The organism is Rahnella sp. 2050, assembly GCF_040544515.1.
Lineage (GTDB): Bacteria > Pseudomonadota > Gammaproteobacteria > Enterobacterales > Enterobacteriaceae > Rahnella > Rahnella aceris.
Genome location: NZ_JBEPKE010000015.1, coordinates 1 through 18,928 on the forward strand (window position 1 = coordinate 1; position 18,928 = coordinate 18,928).

Consider the following 18,928-nt stretch of genomic DNA (forward strand, 5'->3'; position numbering starts at 1 on the left):
TTTCCGACCCGGTCACTTCGTGATGTTGTTCACGTTGTTCCCTGTCGATGGAGCGGCATTATAGGGAGTTCTCAGCAGGCCGCAAGGGCTAATTTTAAGAAAAAACACCGTTTGCTGCATTACACAGCAAACCCACTGCTTATACCGTGTTTTGCACAGATTTATCCACAGAGGCACAGGAATCTCAAATTTTGCGAGCGTCGCGCAATCGTTTTCGCTACAATTTCGCGCGTCAGTTTTCACTGCCCTTTAGGGGTAATAAATGAAAAGTCAGTCGCCGAAGGGAAGTTATCCAAGCTCAATCCCGCGTTTTTCTGCAAATTGCTCTATATAAAGAGAAGAAAAGCGTCATTGAATTCAGATAACGCTCTTTACTGCGACTCCAAAGCCAAGGATATAACCACCATGCAACAATCTCGTCCAATCCGCCGTGCCCTGCTCAGTGTTTCTGACAAAGCCGGTATCGTAGAATTCGCCCAGGCTCTGTCTTCGCGTGGCGTTGAATTACTTTCCACTGGCGGCACCGCCAGCCTGTTGGCGAAAGCCGGCCTGCCAGTCACTGAAGTCTCTGACTACACCGGCTTCCCGGAAATGATGGATGGACGCGTCAAAACCCTGCACCCGAAAGTTCACGGTGGCATCCTCGGTCGTCGCGGGAAAGATGATGAAATCATGGCACAACATTCCATTGCGCCAATCGACATGGTGGTCGTTAACCTTTATCCGTTCGCACAAACCGTCGCACGTCCAGATTGTTCACTGGAAGATGCGGTAGAAAACATTGATATCGGCGGCCCTACCATGGTTCGCTCGGCAGCGAAGAACCATAAAGATGTGGCGATCGTAGTAAAGAGCAGCGATTACGCTTCTATTATTGAAGAGATGGACGCCAACAACAGCTCGCTGACGCTGGCGACTCGTTTCAACCTGGCGATTAAAGCCTTTGAACACACCGCCTCTTACGACGGCATGATTGCTAACTACTTTGGCACGATGGTTCCGGCTTACCACGGTGATACTGAATCGGCTTCCGGCCAGTTCCCGCGCACACTGAATCTCAGCTATATAAAGAAACAAGATATGCGTTATGGCGAGAACAGCCATCAGAACGCCGCCTTCTATATAGAAGAGAGCGTTAGTGAAGCTTCCGTTGCCACCTCGACCCAGCTGCAGGGCAAAGCACTTTCCTATAACAACATTGCGGATACCGATGCGGCTCTGGAATGTGTGAAAGAGTTTGCTGAACCGGCCTGCGTCATTGTCAAACACGCCAACCCTTGTGGCGTAGCTATCGGCGACAGCATACTGGCAGCTTATGAACGCGCCTATCAGACTGACCCGACCTCAGCTTTCGGCGGCATTATTGCCTTCAACCGTGAACTGGATGCTGAAACGGCAAAAGCGATCATCAGCCGTCAGTTTGTGGAAGTGATCATCGCACCATCGGTAAGTGCCGAGGCACTGACACTCACCGCCGCGAAACAAAACGTTCGTGTACTGACCTGCGGACAATGGGAAGGTCGCCAGAAAGCGCTCGACTTCAAACGTGTTAACGGCGGCCTGCTGGTTCAGGATCGCGATTTGGGTATGGTTGATACCGCTGATCTGCGTGTGGTATCCGAGCGCCAGCCGACAGAGCAGGAACTGACAGATGCCCTGTTCTGCTGGAAAGTCGCAAAATTCGTCAAATCCAACGCCATTGTGTATGCACGAGACAAAATGACCATCGGTATCGGCGCAGGCCAGATGAGCCGCGTTTACTCCGCTAAAATTGCCGGTATTAAAGCCGCTGACGAAGGCCTGGAAGTAGCCGGTTCCGTAATGGCTTCTGATGCCTTCTTCCCGTTCCGCGACGGTATCGACGCTGCGGCAGCGGTAGGTATTACCTGTGTTATCCAGCCAGGCGGTTCTATCCGTGACGATGAAGTGATCGCCGCGGCTAACGAACACGGCATTGCAATGCTGTTCACCGACATGCGCCATTTCCGTCATTAATTTTCTTTTAGCGGGTGCGATGCGCCCGCTCACCCGGAGTCTTCGAATGAATATTTTAATTATCGGTAACGGCGGGCGTGAACATGCACTGGCATGGAAGGCATCGCAGTCACCTTTGGCTGATAAAGTCTTTGTTGCACCAGGCAACGCCGGTACCGCGCTGGAGCCGTTGCTGGAAAACGTGGACATCGCCGCCACTGACATCGCCGGTTTGCTGGCTTTCGCTAAAAGTCATGACATCGGGCTGACGATTGTCGGCCCTGAAGCGCCGCTGGTGATTGGCGTGGTTGATGCTTTCCGTGCAGCCGGTCTGAAAATTTTTGGCCCGACGCAGGAAGCCGCGCAACTGGAAGGTTCTAAAGCCTTCACTAAGGATTTTCTGGCTCGTCATAACATCCCAAGTGCCGATTATCAGAACTTCACCGAAATCGAACCCGCCCTGACTTATCTGCGTAGCAAGGGGGCACCGATTGTCATCAAAGCCGATGGTCTGGCAGCAGGTAAAGGCGTCATTGTTGCGATGACGTTGAAAGAAGCGGAAGACGCCGTTCACGACATGCTGGCGGGAAATGCTTTCGGTGATGCAGGTCATCGCATTGTTATCGAGGAATTCCTCGATGGCGAAGAAGCCAGTTTCATCGTCATGGTCGACGGCAGCAATGTGTTACCGATGGCGACCAGTCAGGATCACAAACGCGTGGGTGACGGCGACAGCGGTCCGAACACGGGCGGCATGGGAGCCTATTCTCCGGCGCCGGTCGTAACCGATGAAATCCATCAACGCGTGATGGATCAGGTCATCTGGCCGACTGTTCGCGGTATGGCGGCGGAAAATAACACTTATACCGGTTTCCTGTATGCCGGTCTGATGATTTCAGCCGACGGCCAGCCGAAAGTGATCGAGTTCAACTGCCGTTTCGGCGATCCGGAAACTCAGCCGATCATGTTACGTCTGCGTTCTGATCTTGTGGATTTATGCCTGGCCGGTGCTGAAGGTCGTCTGGGTGATAAAACATCTGAGTGGGATCCGCGACCGTCTCTGGGTGTCGTGCTCGCAGCCGGTGGCTACCCTGCTGATTATAAAACCGGAGACGTTATTCATGGCCTGCCGCTGGAAGAAGTGCCGGATGGTAAAGTCTTCCACGCAGGGACCCGTTTGCAGGATGAACGTGTGGTCACTAATGGCGGTCGCGTGTTATGTGTGACGGCATTGGGTAAAACGGTGGAAGCAGCCCAGGCACGCGCTTATGATTTAGCGAAAGACATTCATTGGGAAGGTAGTTTCTGCCGCAAAGACATCGGTTATCGCGCCATCGACCGCGAACGTAATCAGTAATTACATCTCACCCGACGATCAAAAAAGGCACGCTTCGGCGTAATGCCGGTCACTTAAGCATTTTTATGAATACAAATTCATTTTTGTGCTTCAAAGGATAATGAAGGAATCAGGCTTGTAGCGCTATTTTTCTTCATTGAAGGCCCAAATTCACGGGCCTCATTTCCTTAAGTGACCAGCATTACGCTTCGGCGTGCCTTTTCAATAGTGAAAACGGGATCACAGATCAGACTCTTTTGGTTCCCATTTACAGAAATCTTCATTGGCGACCAGCAACAGTTCGTTGCCTTGCGGAGCCGTCAGCCAGGCTAAGCCCAGATTATCGTTACTTCGGCTGGCCCGTTTCGCCAGCCAGACCTGTGAACGGACAGTCAGTGCCGGCGTCACCTGCTCGCCTGCGCAGGTCGTTATTAACCCTTTGCGCCAGCGTGCCTGGACCAGCCTGACATTCCCTGCCCGCAGCGCATTGCTCAGATCGAGGGTTTTTGACGCTTCATATTTATAGCGTTCGATTTCGTCTGACGATAACTTCTCGCGGCGCTCAGGGAGTTGTCGCTGCATAAAGCTAACGTTGCCACCCTCGTCAAAACGCAGCATGACACCCAAATCAGTTTTAGTCGCATGGGTTTCTTTAATCAGGTGCAATTGCCCCTGCTGGAATTCGTATCGGGTAATAATCGTATCGCCGCCGTAATAGGGGCTATAGACGTTGAGAATGGTTTGAGGCTCGTGCTGTGCGCTGTCTTCGCGCCAGAGCCGGTTGATACCTTGATCAGCGACATAGCCGCTGGCAAAGAATAACTCAGGACCTTTTTTAGAACTGCAACCCACCAGACCGAGCACCAGTAAACCTGCTACCAGTCCGGGGGTGATAAACTGAAGGGCCTTAAAGGCCCCCCCGCTTATTCTTTTCACTGCAAGCAATTACTTAACAGCGTCTTTCAGAGCTTTACCAGAAACGAACGCAGGCACGTTTGCAGCTGCGATTTTGATTTCTTTACCAGTCTGTGGGTTACGACCAGTACGCTCGTTACGATGATTTACCTTGAAAGTCCCGAAACCAACTAATTGTACAGCATCACCTTCTTTCAGAGACTCGGTAATAGCAGACAGGGTAGATTCAAGAGCAACTTTGGCCTGTGCTTTGGAAAGATCAGCTTTGTCCGCAATTACATCAATCAGTTGAGTCTTGTTCATAAGTTATCCTTTACAGTGTGTTTATCGTTTGCAAAGCATCAAGTGCGACGGATATGCCGATTGACAGCACCCTCCTGCATACACGCACCGATAGCCACTTTTTTTACGCCCCCCAAATGTAGACCAGACAGGGTGCGGATGTGAAGCCTTAAGGCACGACAAATCAGGCGTTAAATCACGTTTTCTTGCCTTATTGCGCTAAATTTATGCCAATGTTACTGACAGCAGCTTCACGCAGGTCAGAACGTAACCCTTTTATTAATTCCAGGTCACGCTCCTCACAGTCAGCCAACAGGCGAAAAATCTCCCATTGGATGTCCCATTCTTCTTCAACGGCAGGAATGACTTTGAGTTCTTCATCGGTCATTTCTTTCCCGGCCTGAGTCATTTCCAGCATCGCGACAGTACGAATTGACGTCTCACTGACGGCAACCGCGTGAGACAGCGTTTCGCCACTCAGACGCGAATGAATCAGTTCGCCTAATGCAATACACGCATCAATGGCCGGATAAACCCCATAGATGTCGTAATCATCAGAAGAAGGCACCGCTTCCTCCAGTTTTTCGAGCTGTGAGTCAAAATTGACCTTGGCGTCTTTTACCACCAGCGTTTCCCAAATTAAATCCAGGATGCGGCGGTAAAGCTGTGGTTCGCCAAACCCGGTTTCCAGGCAAAATGCCTGATAGTTCGGATACATGCGTTCACACAAGCTCGCCATAAACGTCACGTGTTGCCAGCTTTCCAGCTTTTCGAGACGTAAATGAATTGGATTACGTAACATGAGTTGATCTCGTTAACTTTTCTGCGCGGGAGTTTACCTGAAATAAATCAATATCCCTATTCCTTGATTCCTAAAGATCATCACTCAACCGTTGCCAGCGTTGAAACGCCGCCCGGTTTGATGCCACAGCATCCGCCCAACGGGTAGGCTCCGGCAGACGATATTGTCTTATGCACTGTTCGACCCAATAAAACGATGAATCCATGCTGATACGATTACCGGGTGAGATGAATAATGGATTACAGCGTAGCTTGCTGCGCCACACCCAGCCAATCTGTTCATCCCCTTCGTACAGCGCCTGGCGGCTGTGTAGTTCATCGCCTAATGGCAGGAACTGACCGCATAGACGGCTTTTCGCCACACCAATCGTCGGCACGTCGATCATCAGACCAAAGTGACTGGCAACGCCGAGACGGCGCGGATGCGCGATCCCCTGCCCGTCGACAAAAACCAAATCAGGCTGCAATGAGAGTTGCTGCCAGGCTTGCAGCAGTGCGGGAAGTTCGCGGAAGGAAAGGAAACCGGGAATGTACGGCATAACAGTGGGAATGCGGGCAATCTGATATTCCACCAGTTCCAGCGTTGGGTAGCGCAAAACAGCCACCGCCGCACGTGTCACCTCACCGCCCTGTTCGAAACCGACATCCACTCCCGCGATCAACGCGGGAGTGGTAAATCCTGGCGGATCCTGCAGTTCGATCTGATCTGCGAGGATCCGTTGTTCTTCACGTAAAGCACGGGTATCGATCATACCGGGATTTCACTCGTGATATTGCCGGGACAGGCTATGCACCGCTTCCACAAAGGCACCCGCATTTTCCGGCGGGACATCCTGATGAATGCCGTGGCCCAGATTGAACACATGACCATTGCCTTTGCCGAAACCGGCCAGAATGGTCTCCACTTCCTGTTCTATACGCACTGGCGAGGCATACAACATTGAAGGATCCATGTTGCCCTGAATCGCGACTTTGTCACCCACACGACGGCGTGCATCGGCAATATCGGTGGTCCAGTCCAGACCCAGCGCATCGCACCCCGTTGCGGCCATCGCTTCCAGCCACTGACCACCGCCTTTGGTAAACAGAGTCACCGGCACACGACGTCCTTCGTTTTCACGGATCAGACCATCAACAATTTTGTGCATATAGTTCAGGGAGAATTCGCGGTAATCGCGAGGAGTCAACACGCCGCCCCAGGTGTCAAAAATCATCACAGACTGGGCGCCAGCTTTGATCTGTGCATTAAGGTAAAGAATGACGCTGTCTGCCACTTTATCGAGTAACAGATGCATAGTCGCCGGATCGGCGTACATCATCTTTTTGATTTTGGTGAAGGCTTTACTGCTGCCCCCTTCTACCATATACGTCGCCAGCGTCCACGGGCTGCCGGAGAAACCGATAAGCGGCACTTCACCTTGCAGGTTTTTACGGATGGTACGCACGGCATTCATGACATACCCGAGTTCCATTTCAGGATCCGGAACCGGCAGTTTTTCGACATCGGCACGATTCGTCAGTGGTGAAGAAAAACGCGGGCCTTCACCGGCTTCAAAATAGAGCCCCAGCCCCATCGCATCAGGAATGGTCAGGATGTCAGAGAACAGGATCGCCGCATCCAGCGGATAGCGACGAAGCGGCTGCAAAGTCACTTCACAGGCCAGCTCGGCATTCTTGCACAGCGACATAAAATCACCGGCTTCAGCGCGGGTTGCTTTGTACTCCGGCAAATAACGACCAGCCTGACGCATCATCCAGACCGGTGTAATGTCCACTGGCTGACGTAACAAAGCACGCAGGTAACGGTCGTTTTTCAACTCATTCATTCTTGCTCTTTCCTTCAGTATTCGGGCCGCCCGACAATCATCTGACAGCATTCTATCACGTAAAATCGCCTCTACTCTTCGTGTTCGGCACGACAAAGGGCAACGGTGTCTTCAATCAGGCGGCGCGCAATCGTCCCGGGCGGTGGCAACTGCGGCAATGCATCAAAGCGATACCAATTCGCGTTAAGCAACTCTTTCGGGTCATGCTGTATGTCGCCACTGTCGTAATCCGCCATAAATGCCATCATCAGCGAATTGGGGAACGGCCAGGGCTGGGAACTGATGTAACGGACATTTTTCACCCGGATGTTACTTTCTTCCATCACTTCACGTGCCACAGTTTCTTCCAGCGTTTCTCCGACTTCCACGAAACCCGCCAGAACCGTGTGAATACCATTACGATGACGGACATGCTGCGCAAGCAAAATCTCATCTCCCTTACGGATAGCCACAATGATGCAGGGCGCAATCTGCGGATAATAGCGTTCGCGACAGTGCCCGCAGAGTGCAGCCCACTCGGTTTTGCTGACGTGCATTTCATGTCCGCAGTAACCGCAAAACTTGTGAGAACGGTAAAACTCTGACAACTGCACACCACGCCCGACCAACTGGAATAATCCGCGATCTTGATCCAGCAACTGACGGGCAGAAACCATATGGTTTGGCATCGTCTGACGAACCAGCCAGACAGGTTCGCCCTGCCATTCGCCGATCTGCCGCGCTGTTTTACCGGTCAGAGAAAATTGTGCGGCGCTGCCAAACGGCAGTTCACCCTCAGGCAGCCATAGCTTGCCTTCCTGGCTGATGATCCACCAACCGTTGTGTTGCTCAGTAATCTGTAATTCCATAATTGTTGTTGCATAACCTCGTCGGGACTGACAATCTGAGTAAGATATTTACATATTAGTAACTTTTGGTTACTTTTTTTGTCGCTCACGGAGTCAACCATGCTAAATCGTCTGGAAAGACTGACCCAACGCGTTGGTGGCAGTAATGAGTTAGTGGATCAATGGCTGCACGCACGCAAAGAACTGCTGGTTTCGTACTGCACTTTCGTCGGTCTGAAACCCAATAAAGAAAAACATACACCTTTGAATGAAAAGGCGCTGGACAGTTTTTGCCATCATCTGGTCGACTATCTTTCTGCCGGGCATTTTCATCTCTATCCACGCATCATTGAAGAAGTCGATGGCGCAGGCAGCCCGAAAAAAGTACAGGCGGCAAAAATCTACCCTGCTCTGGAGCTGAATACTGAAGCTATCATGGCTTTCCATGACAGTTACACAGAAACTGATATTGACGATGACAATGCTTTCGCCTTTCACTATGCATTATCGGATATCGGTGAGGCATTAGATGCCCGTTTTCAACTGGAAGATCAATTAATTATCATGGCTTTTGAGCCAGCCCCGGAGAGTGTGCCACCTTCGGAAAATGAACCTGATCTCGCCAGACCGGCTTAACACGTTGCCACAATAAAACCCTGCTCAGGGTTATGGTTTTACTTGTAGTTTAAAAAAACGCCTCCTATATTGAGGCTTCTTGTCGGAGTGCCTAGCGCATAATTTTCTGTTGAGAATTACGCCAGGCTGAGACCGTTAATTCGGGATCCGCGGAACCTGATCGGGTTAGTACCCGCGAAGGGAACAAGAGTAATGTTATGCGTTCAGCGCAATCAGGCATCTGCCTGCATAAGGCCGCCCGTGCTGCACCGCCCATTTTTACTCCTGCCGTAAACCTCCTGACAAGCAATTTTCCATCACGTTTTTTTGCGAGGAATTTGCTATGTCGAGTACCCAAAAACCCGTTATTTCTGAAAAGAAACCGTCAAATCGCCGTGAACAACGCGCGCAGGCACAATCGTTTATCGACAGCTTGCAGGGCGAAGCTTTCCCCAACTCCCGGCGTATTTATCTTGAAGCTGACCGCGAAGATATCCGCGTGCCGATGCGTGAAATCCAGCTCAGCCCGACGCTGGTCGGCGGCGGCAAAGACAATCCGCAGTTCGAAGAAAACGAAGCAATTCCTGTTTACGACACCGCCGGACCTTACGGTGATCCGGCGGCAGTTATCGACGTGCATACCGGTCTGGGAAAATTACGCGCCCGCTGGATAAACGAGCGTGCGGACACGCAGGAACTTTCACAGGTCAGTTCCGGTTTTACTCAGCAGCGGCTGGCGGATGACGGGCTGGACCACCTCCGCTTCGAACACCTGCCGCGCCCTCGCAAAGCCATTGCGGGTAAAAATGTCACGCAACTGCATTACGCCCGCAAAGGCATCATCACACCTGAGATGGAATTTATCGCCATTCGCGAAAATATGGGGCGTGAACGGATCCGCGGCGAGGTTCTGCGCCAGCAACATCCCGGCGAAAGCTTTGGCGCGCATCTGCCCGCCAGTATCACTGCAGAGTTTGTGCGACAGGAAGTGGCTGCCGGGCGCGCGATTATTCCCGCCAACATTAACCACCCTGAATCAGAGCCGATGATCATCGGGCGTAATTTCCTGGTGAAAGTGAACGCTAATATCGGCAACTCGGCGGTGACATCTTCCATCGAAGAAGAAGTGGAGAAACTGGTGTGGTCGACACGCTGGGGCGCGGACACCGTAATGGATCTCTCCACCGGACGTTATATACATGAAACCCGTGAATGGATCCTGCGTAACAGTCCGGTACCGATCGGCACCGTGCCGATTTATCAGGCCCTGGAAAAAGTGAACGGTGTGGCCGAAGATCTGAACTGGGAAATATTCCGCGATACATTGCTTGAACAGGCCGAGCAAGGCGTCGATTACTTCACCATTCACGCCGGAGTGTTGCTGCGTTATGTGCCGATGACCGCCAAACGCCTGACCGGGATCGTGTCGCGCGGCGGTTCGATCATGGCGAAATGGTGTCTGTCACATCATCGCGAAAGCTTCCTGTTTGAGCATTTCCGCGAGATCTGTGAAATCTGCGCCGCCTATGATGTCTCGCTTTCATTGGGCGACGGCCTGCGTCCGGGTTCGATTCAGGATGCCAATGACGAAGCGCAATTCGCCGAATTACGCACACTGGGCGAACTGACCAAAATTGCCTGGGAATACGATGTTCAGGTGATGATCGAAGGTCCGGGACATGTGCCGATGCAGATGATCCGCCGCAACATGACCGAAGAACTCGAGCATTGTCACGAAGCCCCGTTCTATACCCTTGGTCCGCTGACTACCGATATCGCGCCGGGTTACGATCACTTTACGTCCGGTATTGGCGCCGCGATGATTGGCTGGTTTGGCTGCGCCATGCTCTGTTATGTCACGCCGAAAGAGCATCTGGGCCTGCCGAACAAAGAAGACGTTAAGCAGGGTTTGATTACCTACAAAATCGCAGCACATGCTGCCGATTTAGCTAAAGGCCATCCCGGTGCCCAAATCCGCGATAACGCCATGTCAAAAGCGCGTTTCGAATTCCGCTGGGAAGATCAGTTTAATCTGGCTCTCGATCCGGCAACGGCACGCGCCTACCACGATGAAACGCTGCCGCAGGAATCCGGCAAAGTTGCACACTTCTGCTCGATGTGTGGCCCGAAATTCTGCTCGATGAAAATCACTCAGGAAGTTCGCGATTACGCCGCTGCGCTTGAAGCCAAAACCCAGCCAATAGAACTCGTTGAATCCGGTATGGCGCAGATGTCTGCCGAATTCCGTTCGCGCGGCGGTGAGCTTTATCACCCGGCCGATAACCTCAGTTCGGAGAGCAGCAAATGAATCCGTCCTCTCAATCCTTTCCTGCCGTTCCATTCCACCTCGGTTTATATCCGGTCGTTGATACCGTGGAATGGATTGCCCGTCTGCTGGACGCGGGCGTTAAAACACTGCAACTGCGTGTGAAAGATTTGCCTGATGAGCAAGCCGAGCCAGCAATTATTGATGCCATCGCGCTCGGTAAAAAATATCAGGCCCGGTTATTCATCAACGATTACTGGCGTCTGGCGGTCAAGCATCAGGCGTATGGGGTGCATTTGGGTCAGGAAGATCTGGATACTGCCGATCTTGAGGCTATCCGTCAGGCCGGCTTACGGCTGGGCGTTTCCACGCATGACGATGCTGAAATGGCACGCGCTGTCGCGGTGAATCCTTCGTACATCGCCCTCGGCCATATCTTCCCGACGCAGACCAAAGATATGCCTTCGGCGCCGCAAGGGCTGGCAGAACTCACCCGACATGTTAAGAAGCTCGATGGCAGCTTTCCGACGGTGGCCATTGGTGGGATCAGCATCGACCGCGCGGCGTCGGTTCTCGACTGCGGCGTCGGCAGTATAGCCGTCGTCAGTGCCATTACGCAGGCGGCGGACTGGCGTGCAGCGACGGCACAACTGCTGGCCTTATGCGCCAGCAAGGTGCCGCAAGATGCTTAACGATGCGGCTTTTATGCGCTACAGCCGCCAGTTGATGCTGGAGGAATTCGGTCCGCTGGCACAGGAAAAATTACAGGCGGCGAAAGTACTGATTGTCGGCCTTGGTGGCCTCGGCTCTCCCGCAGCCTTGTACCTGGCAGCAGCAGGCGTAGGTAAGCTGATTCTGGCCGATGACGATCAATTGCATATCACCAATCTTCAGCGGCAAATCCTCTACCGTACGGCAGATCTCGATCAGCCCAAAGCCGTTCTGGCAAAGCGTGAACTGCTGCGCCTGAATCCGCTTTGCGAAGCGGTGGCCATCACGGAACGTCTGTCGGGAGAAGCATTGACCCGTGCCGTATCGGACGCCGATATCGTTCTGGATTGCAGCGATAACATGGAAACCCGGCATGCAGTTAATAAAGTTTGTGTGGATGCCGGTAAAACCTTGATCAGCGGCAGCGCCGTCGGATTCAGCGGACAACTTCTGGTTATTGAAGCCCCTTACGCTCACGGTTGTTACGCCTGTTTATATCCGGATCAGGAAACCGTACAGCGCAACTGCCGTACATCCGGCGTGCTCGGCCCGGTGGTCGGTACCATCGGTACATTGCAGGCACTGGAAGCGCTGAAGATTCTGGCTGGTCTGCCTTCTGTACTGAGCGGCAAATTACGTCTGTTCGATGGAAAAACGCAAAACTGGCGTTCACTGCAACTCACGCGTTCATCTGCCTGTGCCATCTGCGGAGGCCACGAGTGAACATTCTGGTCAATGATGAACCACACCAATTCAGTCAACCGCTCACGTTACTAAACCTGCTCAATTTGCTGGCGTTAAACCCTGCAGGCAGCGCACTGGCGGTTAACCAGGTCATTATCCCCCGTGATAACTGGCCAGCTCATTTACTGGAAGACGGTGATGAGATCTTGCTCTTTCAGGCGATAGCCGGAGGCTGACATGTTAAAAATTGCTGATACCACATTCACGTCGCACCTTTTTACCGGAACAGGAAAATTCGCCAGTCCGGCGTTGATGCAACAGGCGCTTGAAGCATCTGGCTCTCAGCTGGTGACTATGGCGATGAAACGCATCGATCTGCGTCGCGGAGGTGATGATATTCTGTCTCCTCTGCAACAGCTCGGCATCCGTTTGCTGCCCAATACATCGGGCGCTAAAACAGCTGAAGAGGCAGTATTTGCCGCGCAACTGGCAAGAGAAGCACTGGGCACAAACTGGGTGAAACTTGAAATTCATCCCGACGTAAAATATCTGCTGCCCGATGCCGTTGAAACATTGAAAGCCGCAGAGATTCTGGTGAAACAGGGATTTGTTGTTTTGCCGTATTGCAGCGCAGATCCGGTGCTGTGTAAACGTCTGGAAGAAGCGGGCTGCGCCGCCGTCATGCCGCTGGGTGCGCCGATCGGTTCCAATCAGGGGCTGCAAACCCGTGATTTTCTGCAAATCATCATCGAGCAGGCTCGCATTCCGGTCGTTGTTGATGCTGGCATTGGTGCACCAAGCCAGGCCGCTGAAGCGCTGGAAATGGGGGCCGATGCCGTGCTGGTCAATACGGCGATTGCTGTCGCAGGTGATCCGGTTGCTATGGCAACGGCATTCAGGCTGGCCGTTCAGGCTGGGATTATCGCCCGTCAAAGCGGATTAGGCGGCAGACAACGACACGCCAGCGCATCCAGCCCGCTGACCGGTTTCCTCAATACCTCGCAGGTGTTGTCATGAATAACTTCACAGATGTGTGGTCAACGCTGGACTGGGATGATATTTCACTGCGTATCAATAGCAAAACATCCCGTGATGTCGAACAGGCGCTCAGCCGCAACAAAATCAGTCGTGAAGATTTCATGGCATTGATTTCTCCCGCCGCGCTGCCTTACCTGGAACCGATGGCGCAACGCGCGCAACAACTCACGCGCCAGCGATTCGGCAATACGGTGAATTTCTTCGCGCCATTGTATTTATCCAATCTTTGCGCCAACGAATGTACGTATTGCGGCTTTTCGATGAGCAATAAAATCAAACGTAAAACGCTGGACGAAGATGAAATCAGGCGGGAATGCGAAGCGCTGAATGCGCTGGGTTTCAAACATCTGTTGCTGGTCACCGGCGAACATAAGGGAAAGGTCGGCATGGACTATTTCCGCCGTCATTTCCCCGCGATCAGAAGCCATTTCGATTCACTGATGATTGAGGTTCAGCCGCTGCAACAGGAAGAATATGCTGAGCTGAAAACGCTGGGGCTGGATGGCGTGCTGGTTTATCAGGAAACCTATCACGCGCCTACCTATGCTTTGCATCATCTTCGCGGACAGAAACAGGATTTCTTCTGGCGGCTGGAAACACCAGACCGGCTCGGGCGTGCGGGAATCGACAAAATCGGTTTGGGGGCGCTGTTCGGACTTTCTGGCAACTGGAGGACTGACAGCTATATGGTGGCCGAACATTTGTTGTATCTGCAACAAACCTACTGGCAAAGTCGCTATTCGGTGGCGTTTCCAAGACTGCGACCTTGTACCGGTGGCATCGAACCGGCTTCCCTGCTGGAAGAAAATCAGCTGTTACAACTGATTTGCGCTTTCAGAATGCTCGCGCCGGATGTCGAGCTCTCACTGTCGACACGCGAATCCCCCTATTTCCGGGATCACGTTATTCCGCTGGCGATCAACACTGTCAGTGCAGGATCTAAAACACAGCCCGGTGGCTATGCCGATAATCATCCTGAACTTGAACAATTTGCACCGCACGACAACCGTTCACCTCAGCACGTAGCGAACGCATTGACCCGAGCCGGGCTGCAACCGGTCTGGAAAGACTGGGACAGTTTTTTGGGGCGCGTCTCGCAGGAAAATGTCGCCGGATGGCAAACAAGTAAACTCTCAGGAATGCAGATTCCATAAAGTAATTTTGCCCCTCGCACCAGCAGGCCAGGAGCATTAATGTGCTTTTGCCACTGCATATTCGCAACTGGCCGGCGCCACTCATCCCGGCGCTGCTTCCAAATAGCCGGAACAGGTTATCGTCCAGTTCCCTGTTCCGGCTCCTCTTTTCAGATCGTTTCAACTCGCACACTTCAGGCAAAAAAAAACCGCTCCCGAAGGAGCGGTTCTATGCGTTTCGACAGAAGACGATTAATCGTCGCTGTTACCGAAACCTGCGTTCAGCAGTTCAGCCAGGTTAGCCGTTGCTTCATCCGCGCTGACTTGCGGTACAACTGGCACTTCGCCTTGTGCTTTACGGCGTGCACGATCCTGGTGATAAGCGTAACCGGTACCGGCTGGGATCAGACGGCCAACGATAACGTTCTCTTTCAGGCCACGCAGTTCATCACGTTTACCCGCAACAGCGGCTTCGGTAAGAACGCGCGTGGTTTCCTGGAACGACGCTGCAGAGATGAAGGATTCGGTCGCCAAAGAGGCTTTGGTGATACCGAGCAGATCACGGGTAAAGGTCGCCGTGATTTTGCCTTCAGCTTCCAGCTGGCGGTTAGCGATTTTAACGCGGGACATTTCTGCCTGCTCGCCTTCCAGGAAGTCAGTGCCACCAGCGCTAACGATGGTGCCTTTACGCAACATCTGACGAACGATAACTTCGATGTGTTTATCGTTAATCTTAACGCCTTGCAGACGGTAAACTTCCTGCACTTCGTTGGTGATGTAGCGGGTAACCGCGTGAACACCACGTAAACGCAGAATGTCGTGCGGAGACTCAGGGCCGTCAGATACGACGTCACCACGTTCCACAACTTCGCCTTCGAACACGTTCAGCTGACGCCATTTAGGAATCATTTCTTCGTAAGCATCGCTGCCATCCAACGGAGAAATTACCAGACGACGTTTGCCTTTGGTTTCTTTACCGAAGGAGATGATCCCGCTGATTTCAGCAAGGATTGCAGGCTCTTTCGGACGACGTGCTTCGAACAGATCAGCAACGCGTGGCAGACCACCGGTGATGTCCTTGGTACCGCCGGATTCCTGAGGAATACGCGCCAGGGTGTCACCAGAGTGGATCTGAGTACCATCTTCCAGCTGAACAATCGCTTTACCTGGCAGGAAGTATTGAGCAGGCATATCAGTACCTGGGATCAATACGTCGTCGCCTTTAGCATCAACGATTTTCAGTGCTGGACGCAGGTCTTTACCGCTACCGGTACGCTCTGCAGAATCCAGAACCACCAGAGAAGACAAACCGGTCAGGTCGTCGGTCTGGCGGGTAATGGTCTGAGTATCCACCATGTCGGCAAAGCGAATGAAACCACTCACTTCACTGATAACTGGCATGGTATGCGGATCCCAGTTAGCCACGGTTTCGCCGCCGTTAACAGATGCGCCATCACCTTTGCCCATCACGGAACCGTAAGGCACTTTATAGCTTTCTTTGGTACGACCGAATTCGTCGATCAATTTCAGCTCAGTGTTACGGGAAGTGATAACCAGTTTGCCGTTAGAGTTGCTAACATGCTTGTGGTTGCTCAACTTAATGGTACCGGTGTTCTTAACCTGAATGCTGGATTCTGCTGCCGCACGAGATGCCGCACCACCGATGTGGAACGTACGCATCGTCAGCTGGGTACCCGGCTCACCGATGGACTGTGCTGCAATAACACCGATCGCTTCACCTTTGTTGATGATGTGACCACGTGCCAGGTCGCGACCGTAGCAGTTTGCACACACACCAAAGTCGGTTTCGCAACTTACGACTGAACGTACTTTCACACTGTCGACAGAGTTCTCTTCTAACAGATCACACGTCTTCTCGTGAAGCAGGGTGTTACGTGGAACCAGGATATCCGCCGTACCCGGCTTGAGGATATCTTCTGCAGTCACACGACCCAGCACACGTTCGCGCAGTGGTTCTTTAACGTCGCCACCTTCGATGACAGGAGTCATCATGATGCCTTCGTGAGTACCACAGTCGTCTTCGGTCACGACCAGATCCTGTGCCACGTCAACCAGACGACGGGTCAGATAACCGGAGTTAGCCGTTTTCAGTGCGGTATCCGCCAAACCTTTACGAGCACCGTGAGTAGAGATGAAGTACTGGAGTACGTTCAGACCTTCACGGAAGTTCGCGGTGATTGGCGTTTCAATGATGGAACCATCTGGTTTCGCCATCAGGCCACGCATACCAGCCAGCTGACGAATCTGTGCAGCAGAACCACGCGCACCGGAGTCGGCCATCATAAAGATACTGTTGAAGGAAACCTGCTGTTCAACAACACCGTCACGGTTGACGACGTCTTCAACAGACAAGTTTTCCATCATTGCCTTAGCAACACGTTCGTTGGCCGCAGCCCAGATGTCGATCACTTTGTTATAGCGTTCGCCAGCAGTGACCAGACCAGACTGGAACTGTTCCTGGATTTCAGCAACTTCGGTTTCTGCTTCTTCGATGATCTCTGCTTTCTTCGCAGGGATTACCATGTCATCGATACCTACTGACGCGCCTGAACGGGCAGCGTAAGCAAAACCGGTGTACATGATCTGGTCAGCAAAAATAACGGTCGGCTTCAGGCCCAAAATGCGGTAACAGGTGTTCAGCATTTTGGAGATAGCTTTTTTGCCCAGAGGCTGGTTGACGATCGAGAACGGCAGACCTTTTGGCACGATCATCCACAGGATGGCGCGACCGACAGTCGTGTCGATAATCGACGTCTTGTGCGTAACTTCGCCTTCGGTATTTTTGATCTCTTCGGTGATACGCACTTTGACACGCGCATGCAGAGAGGCCAGACCGCCGCGATAAATACGCTCAGCTTCTTTAGGACCAGTCAGAACCATGCCTTCGCCTTTGGCGTTAACACAGTCACGGGTCATATAGTACAGACCCAATACAACGTCCTGAGAAGGAACGATGATTGGCTCGCCGTTCGCAGGTGACAGGATGTTGTTGGTAGACATCATCAACGCACGCGCTTCCAGCTGGGCTTCCAGCGTCAACGGTACGTGAACAGCCATCTGGTCACCATCGAAGTCGGCGTTATATGCCGCACAAACCAGCGGGTGCAGCTGGATTGCTTTACCTTCGATCAGAACCGGTTCAAACGCCTGGATGCCCAAACGGTGCAGGGTTGGTGCACGGTTCAGCAGTACCGGGTGTTCGCGGATAACTTCGTCCAGGATATCCCAAACGACAGCTTCTTCGCGCTCAACCATTTTCTTAGCGGCTTTGATGGTGGTGGCCAGGCCACGCAGTTCCAGCTTGCCGTAAATGAACGGTTTGAACAGTTCCAGTGCCATTTTCTTCGGCAGACCACACTGGTGCAGACGCAGGTATGGACCTACGGTGATAACGGAACGACCCGAGTAGTCGACACGTTTACCCAGCAGGTTCTGACGGAAACGACCCTGTTTACCTTTAATCATGTCTGCCAGAGATTTCAGCGGACGCTTGTTAGAGCCGGTGATTGCACGACCGCGACGGCCGTTATCCAGCAAAGCATCTACCGCTTCTTGCAGCATACGTTTTTCGTTACGTACGATGATGTCTGGCGCAGCCAGATCCAGCAGGCGTTTCAGACGGTTGTTACGGTTGATAACGCGACGATACAGATCGTTCAGATCTGACGTTGCGAAACGGCCGCCGTCCAACGGAACCAATGGACGCAAGTCTGGCGGCAGTACCGGCAACACAGTCAGGATCATCCACTCTGGTTTGTTACCAGACTGAACGAACGCTTCCAGCAGCTTGATACGCTTGGTCAGCTTCTTACGTTTGGTTTCGGAGTTGGTTTCGTTCAACTCTTCACGCAGTTGCTCGCACTCTGCTTCCAGGTCCATGTTTTTCAACAGAGCCTGAATTGCTTCCGCACCCATCTTCGCGTCGAACTCATCACCAAACTCTTCCAACGCATCCAGATACTGCTCTTCAGTCAGGATCTGGCGTTTTTCGAGGTTAGTCATGCCGCCTTCGATAACCACATAGGATTCGAAGTACAGAACACGTTCGATGTCACGCAGTGGCATATCCAGCAGCAAACCGATGCGCGATGGCAGCGATTTCAGGAACCAGATGTGTGCAGTCGGGGAAGCCAGTTCGATGTGGCCCATACGCTCACGGCGTACTTTAGTCTGGGTCACTTCAACGCCGCACTTCTCGCAGATCACGCCGCGATGTTTTAAACGCTTGTACTTACCGCACAGGCATTCGTAGTCTTTTACTGGTCCGAAAATACGGGCACAGAAAAGGCCGTCACGTTCTGGTTTGAACGTACGGTAGTTAATGGTTTCTGGCTTCTTAACTTCACCAAAAGACCAAGAACGGATCATGTCTGGCGATGCCAGAGCAATTTTGATCGCATCAAACTCTTCGGTCTTAGTTTGCGCTTTCAGAAACTTTAGTAAGTCTTTCACGGATTGGCTCCCGTCGGGTTAGACCTGTTAGGCACCTGGTCTGTATT

The 18,928-nt window shown here is 52.5% G+C and carries 16 protein-coding genes and 1 riboswitch; of the genes, 9 read left to right on the plus strand and 7 right to left on the minus strand.

Features of this window, described 5'->3' with window-relative positions:
• Positions 1 to 405: 405 nt before the first annotated feature.
• The gene (purH, locus tag ABIC79_RS25185) at positions 406 to 1,995 is read left to right on the plus strand and encodes a bifunctional phosphoribosylaminoimidazolecarboxamide formyltransferase/IMP cyclohydrolase (protein ID WP_037035726.1); all 1,590 of its coding nucleotides are present in this window, start codon (positions 406 to 408) and stop codon (positions 1,993 to 1,995) included.
• Between the two features lie 46 nt (positions 1,996 to 2,041).
• Complete coding sequence (gene purD / locus ABIC79_RS25190; RefSeq protein WP_013577394.1) at positions 2,042 to 3,331, plus strand: phosphoribosylamine--glycine ligase; 1,290 nt, start codon at positions 2,042 to 2,044, stop codon at positions 3,329 to 3,331.
• A gap of 219 nt (positions 3,332 to 3,550) precedes the next feature.
• Here the strand turns inward: purD and ABIC79_RS25195 are convergent, their stop codons facing one another.
• From ABIC79_RS25195 to nudC, 6 genes are all read right to left on the minus strand, one after another.
• Positions 3,551 to 4,237 carry a DUF1481 domain-containing protein gene (locus ABIC79_RS25195; protein WP_369794811.1) on the minus strand — a complete coding sequence of 229 codons (687 nt, stop codon included), beginning with the start codon at positions 4,235 to 4,237 and terminating at the stop codon, positions 3,551 to 3,553.
• A gap of 18 nt (positions 4,238 to 4,255) precedes the next feature.
• Positions 4,256 to 4,528 (minus strand): nucleoid-associated protein HU-alpha, encoded by a 273-nt coding sequence (gene hupA / locus ABIC79_RS25200; protein ID WP_013577396.1) that lies wholly within the window; start codon positions 4,526 to 4,528, stop codon positions 4,256 to 4,258.
• Positions 4,529 to 4,718: 190 nt separating this feature from the next.
• On the minus strand, positions 4,719 to 5,309 hold the full coding sequence (locus ABIC79_RS25205; RefSeq protein ID WP_013577397.1) for a YjaG family protein: 591 nt from the start codon (positions 5,307 to 5,309) through the stop codon (positions 4,719 to 4,721).
• Positions 5,310 to 5,379: 70 nt separating this feature from the next.
• Complete coding sequence (nfi, locus tag ABIC79_RS25210) at positions 5,380 to 6,060, minus strand: deoxyribonuclease V (RefSeq protein WP_037035724.1); 681 nt, start codon at positions 6,058 to 6,060, stop codon at positions 5,380 to 5,382.
• Between the two features lie 9 nt (positions 6,061 to 6,069).
• The gene (gene hemE / locus ABIC79_RS25215) at positions 6,070 to 7,134 is read right to left on the minus strand and encodes a uroporphyrinogen decarboxylase (RefSeq protein ID WP_013577399.1); all 1,065 of its coding nucleotides are present in this window, start codon (positions 7,132 to 7,134) and stop codon (positions 6,070 to 6,072) included.
• A gap of 71 nt (positions 7,135 to 7,205) precedes the next feature.
• Complete coding sequence (gene nudC / locus ABIC79_RS25220; RefSeq protein WP_013577400.1) at positions 7,206 to 7,982, minus strand: NAD(+) diphosphatase; 777 nt, start codon at positions 7,980 to 7,982, stop codon at positions 7,206 to 7,208.
• 99 nt (positions 7,983 to 8,081) lie between these two features.
• Here nudC and ABIC79_RS25225 point away from each other — a divergent pair, with 99 nt between their 5' ends.
• The 7 genes from ABIC79_RS25225 (at position 8,082) to thiH (ending at position 14,429) form a co-directional block, all read left to right on the plus strand.
• Complete coding sequence (locus ABIC79_RS25225; RefSeq protein WP_013577401.1) at positions 8,082 to 8,597, plus strand: Rsd/AlgQ family anti-sigma factor; 516 nt, start codon at positions 8,082 to 8,084, stop codon at positions 8,595 to 8,597.
• Between the two features lie 73 nt (positions 8,598 to 8,670).
• Positions 8,671 to 8,797: riboswitch (TPP riboswitch) on the plus strand.
• Between the two features lie 122 nt (positions 8,798 to 8,919).
• Positions 8,920 to 10,884: a phosphomethylpyrimidine synthase ThiC gene (gene thiC / locus ABIC79_RS25230; protein WP_126125252.1), complete on the plus strand. Its 1,965-nt coding sequence runs from the start codon at positions 8,920 to 8,922 to the stop codon at positions 10,882 to 10,884.
• Positions 10,881 to 11,534, plus strand: a complete 654-nt coding sequence (gene thiE, locus ABIC79_RS25235) for a thiamine phosphate synthase (RefSeq protein ID WP_013577403.1) — start codon at positions 10,881 to 10,883, stop codon at positions 11,532 to 11,534. The genes thiC and thiE overlap by 4 nt, the downstream gene beginning before the upstream one ends.
• Positions 11,527 to 12,276, plus strand: coding sequence for a HesA/MoeB/ThiF family protein (locus ABIC79_RS25240; protein WP_131638570.1), 750 nt, complete (start codon positions 11,527 to 11,529; stop codon positions 12,274 to 12,276). The genes thiE and ABIC79_RS25240 overlap by 8 nt, the downstream gene beginning before the upstream one ends.
• Positions 12,273 to 12,473: a sulfur carrier protein ThiS gene (thiS, locus tag ABIC79_RS25245; protein WP_037035715.1), complete on the plus strand. Its 201-nt coding sequence runs from the start codon at positions 12,273 to 12,275 to the stop codon at positions 12,471 to 12,473. The genes ABIC79_RS25240 and thiS overlap by 4 nt, the downstream gene beginning before the upstream one ends.
• A 1-nt stretch (position 12,474) precedes the next feature.
• Positions 12,475 to 13,254, plus strand: coding sequence for a thiazole synthase (locus tag ABIC79_RS25250; protein WP_013577406.1), 780 nt, complete (start codon positions 12,475 to 12,477; stop codon positions 13,252 to 13,254).
• Complete coding sequence (thiH, locus tag ABIC79_RS25255; protein WP_013577407.1) at positions 13,251 to 14,429, plus strand: 2-iminoacetate synthase ThiH; 1,179 nt, start codon at positions 13,251 to 13,253, stop codon at positions 14,427 to 14,429. The genes ABIC79_RS25250 and thiH overlap by 4 nt, the downstream gene beginning before the upstream one ends.
• Positions 14,430 to 14,660: 231 nt before the next feature.
• On the opposite strand, the gene rpoC is transcribed toward thiH, so the two are convergent.
• Positions 14,661 to 18,881 (minus strand): DNA-directed RNA polymerase subunit beta', encoded by a 4,221-nt coding sequence (rpoC, locus tag ABIC79_RS25260; RefSeq protein ID WP_013577408.1) that lies wholly within the window; start codon positions 18,879 to 18,881, stop codon positions 14,661 to 14,663.
• Positions 18,882 to 18,928 lie beyond the last annotated feature (47 nt).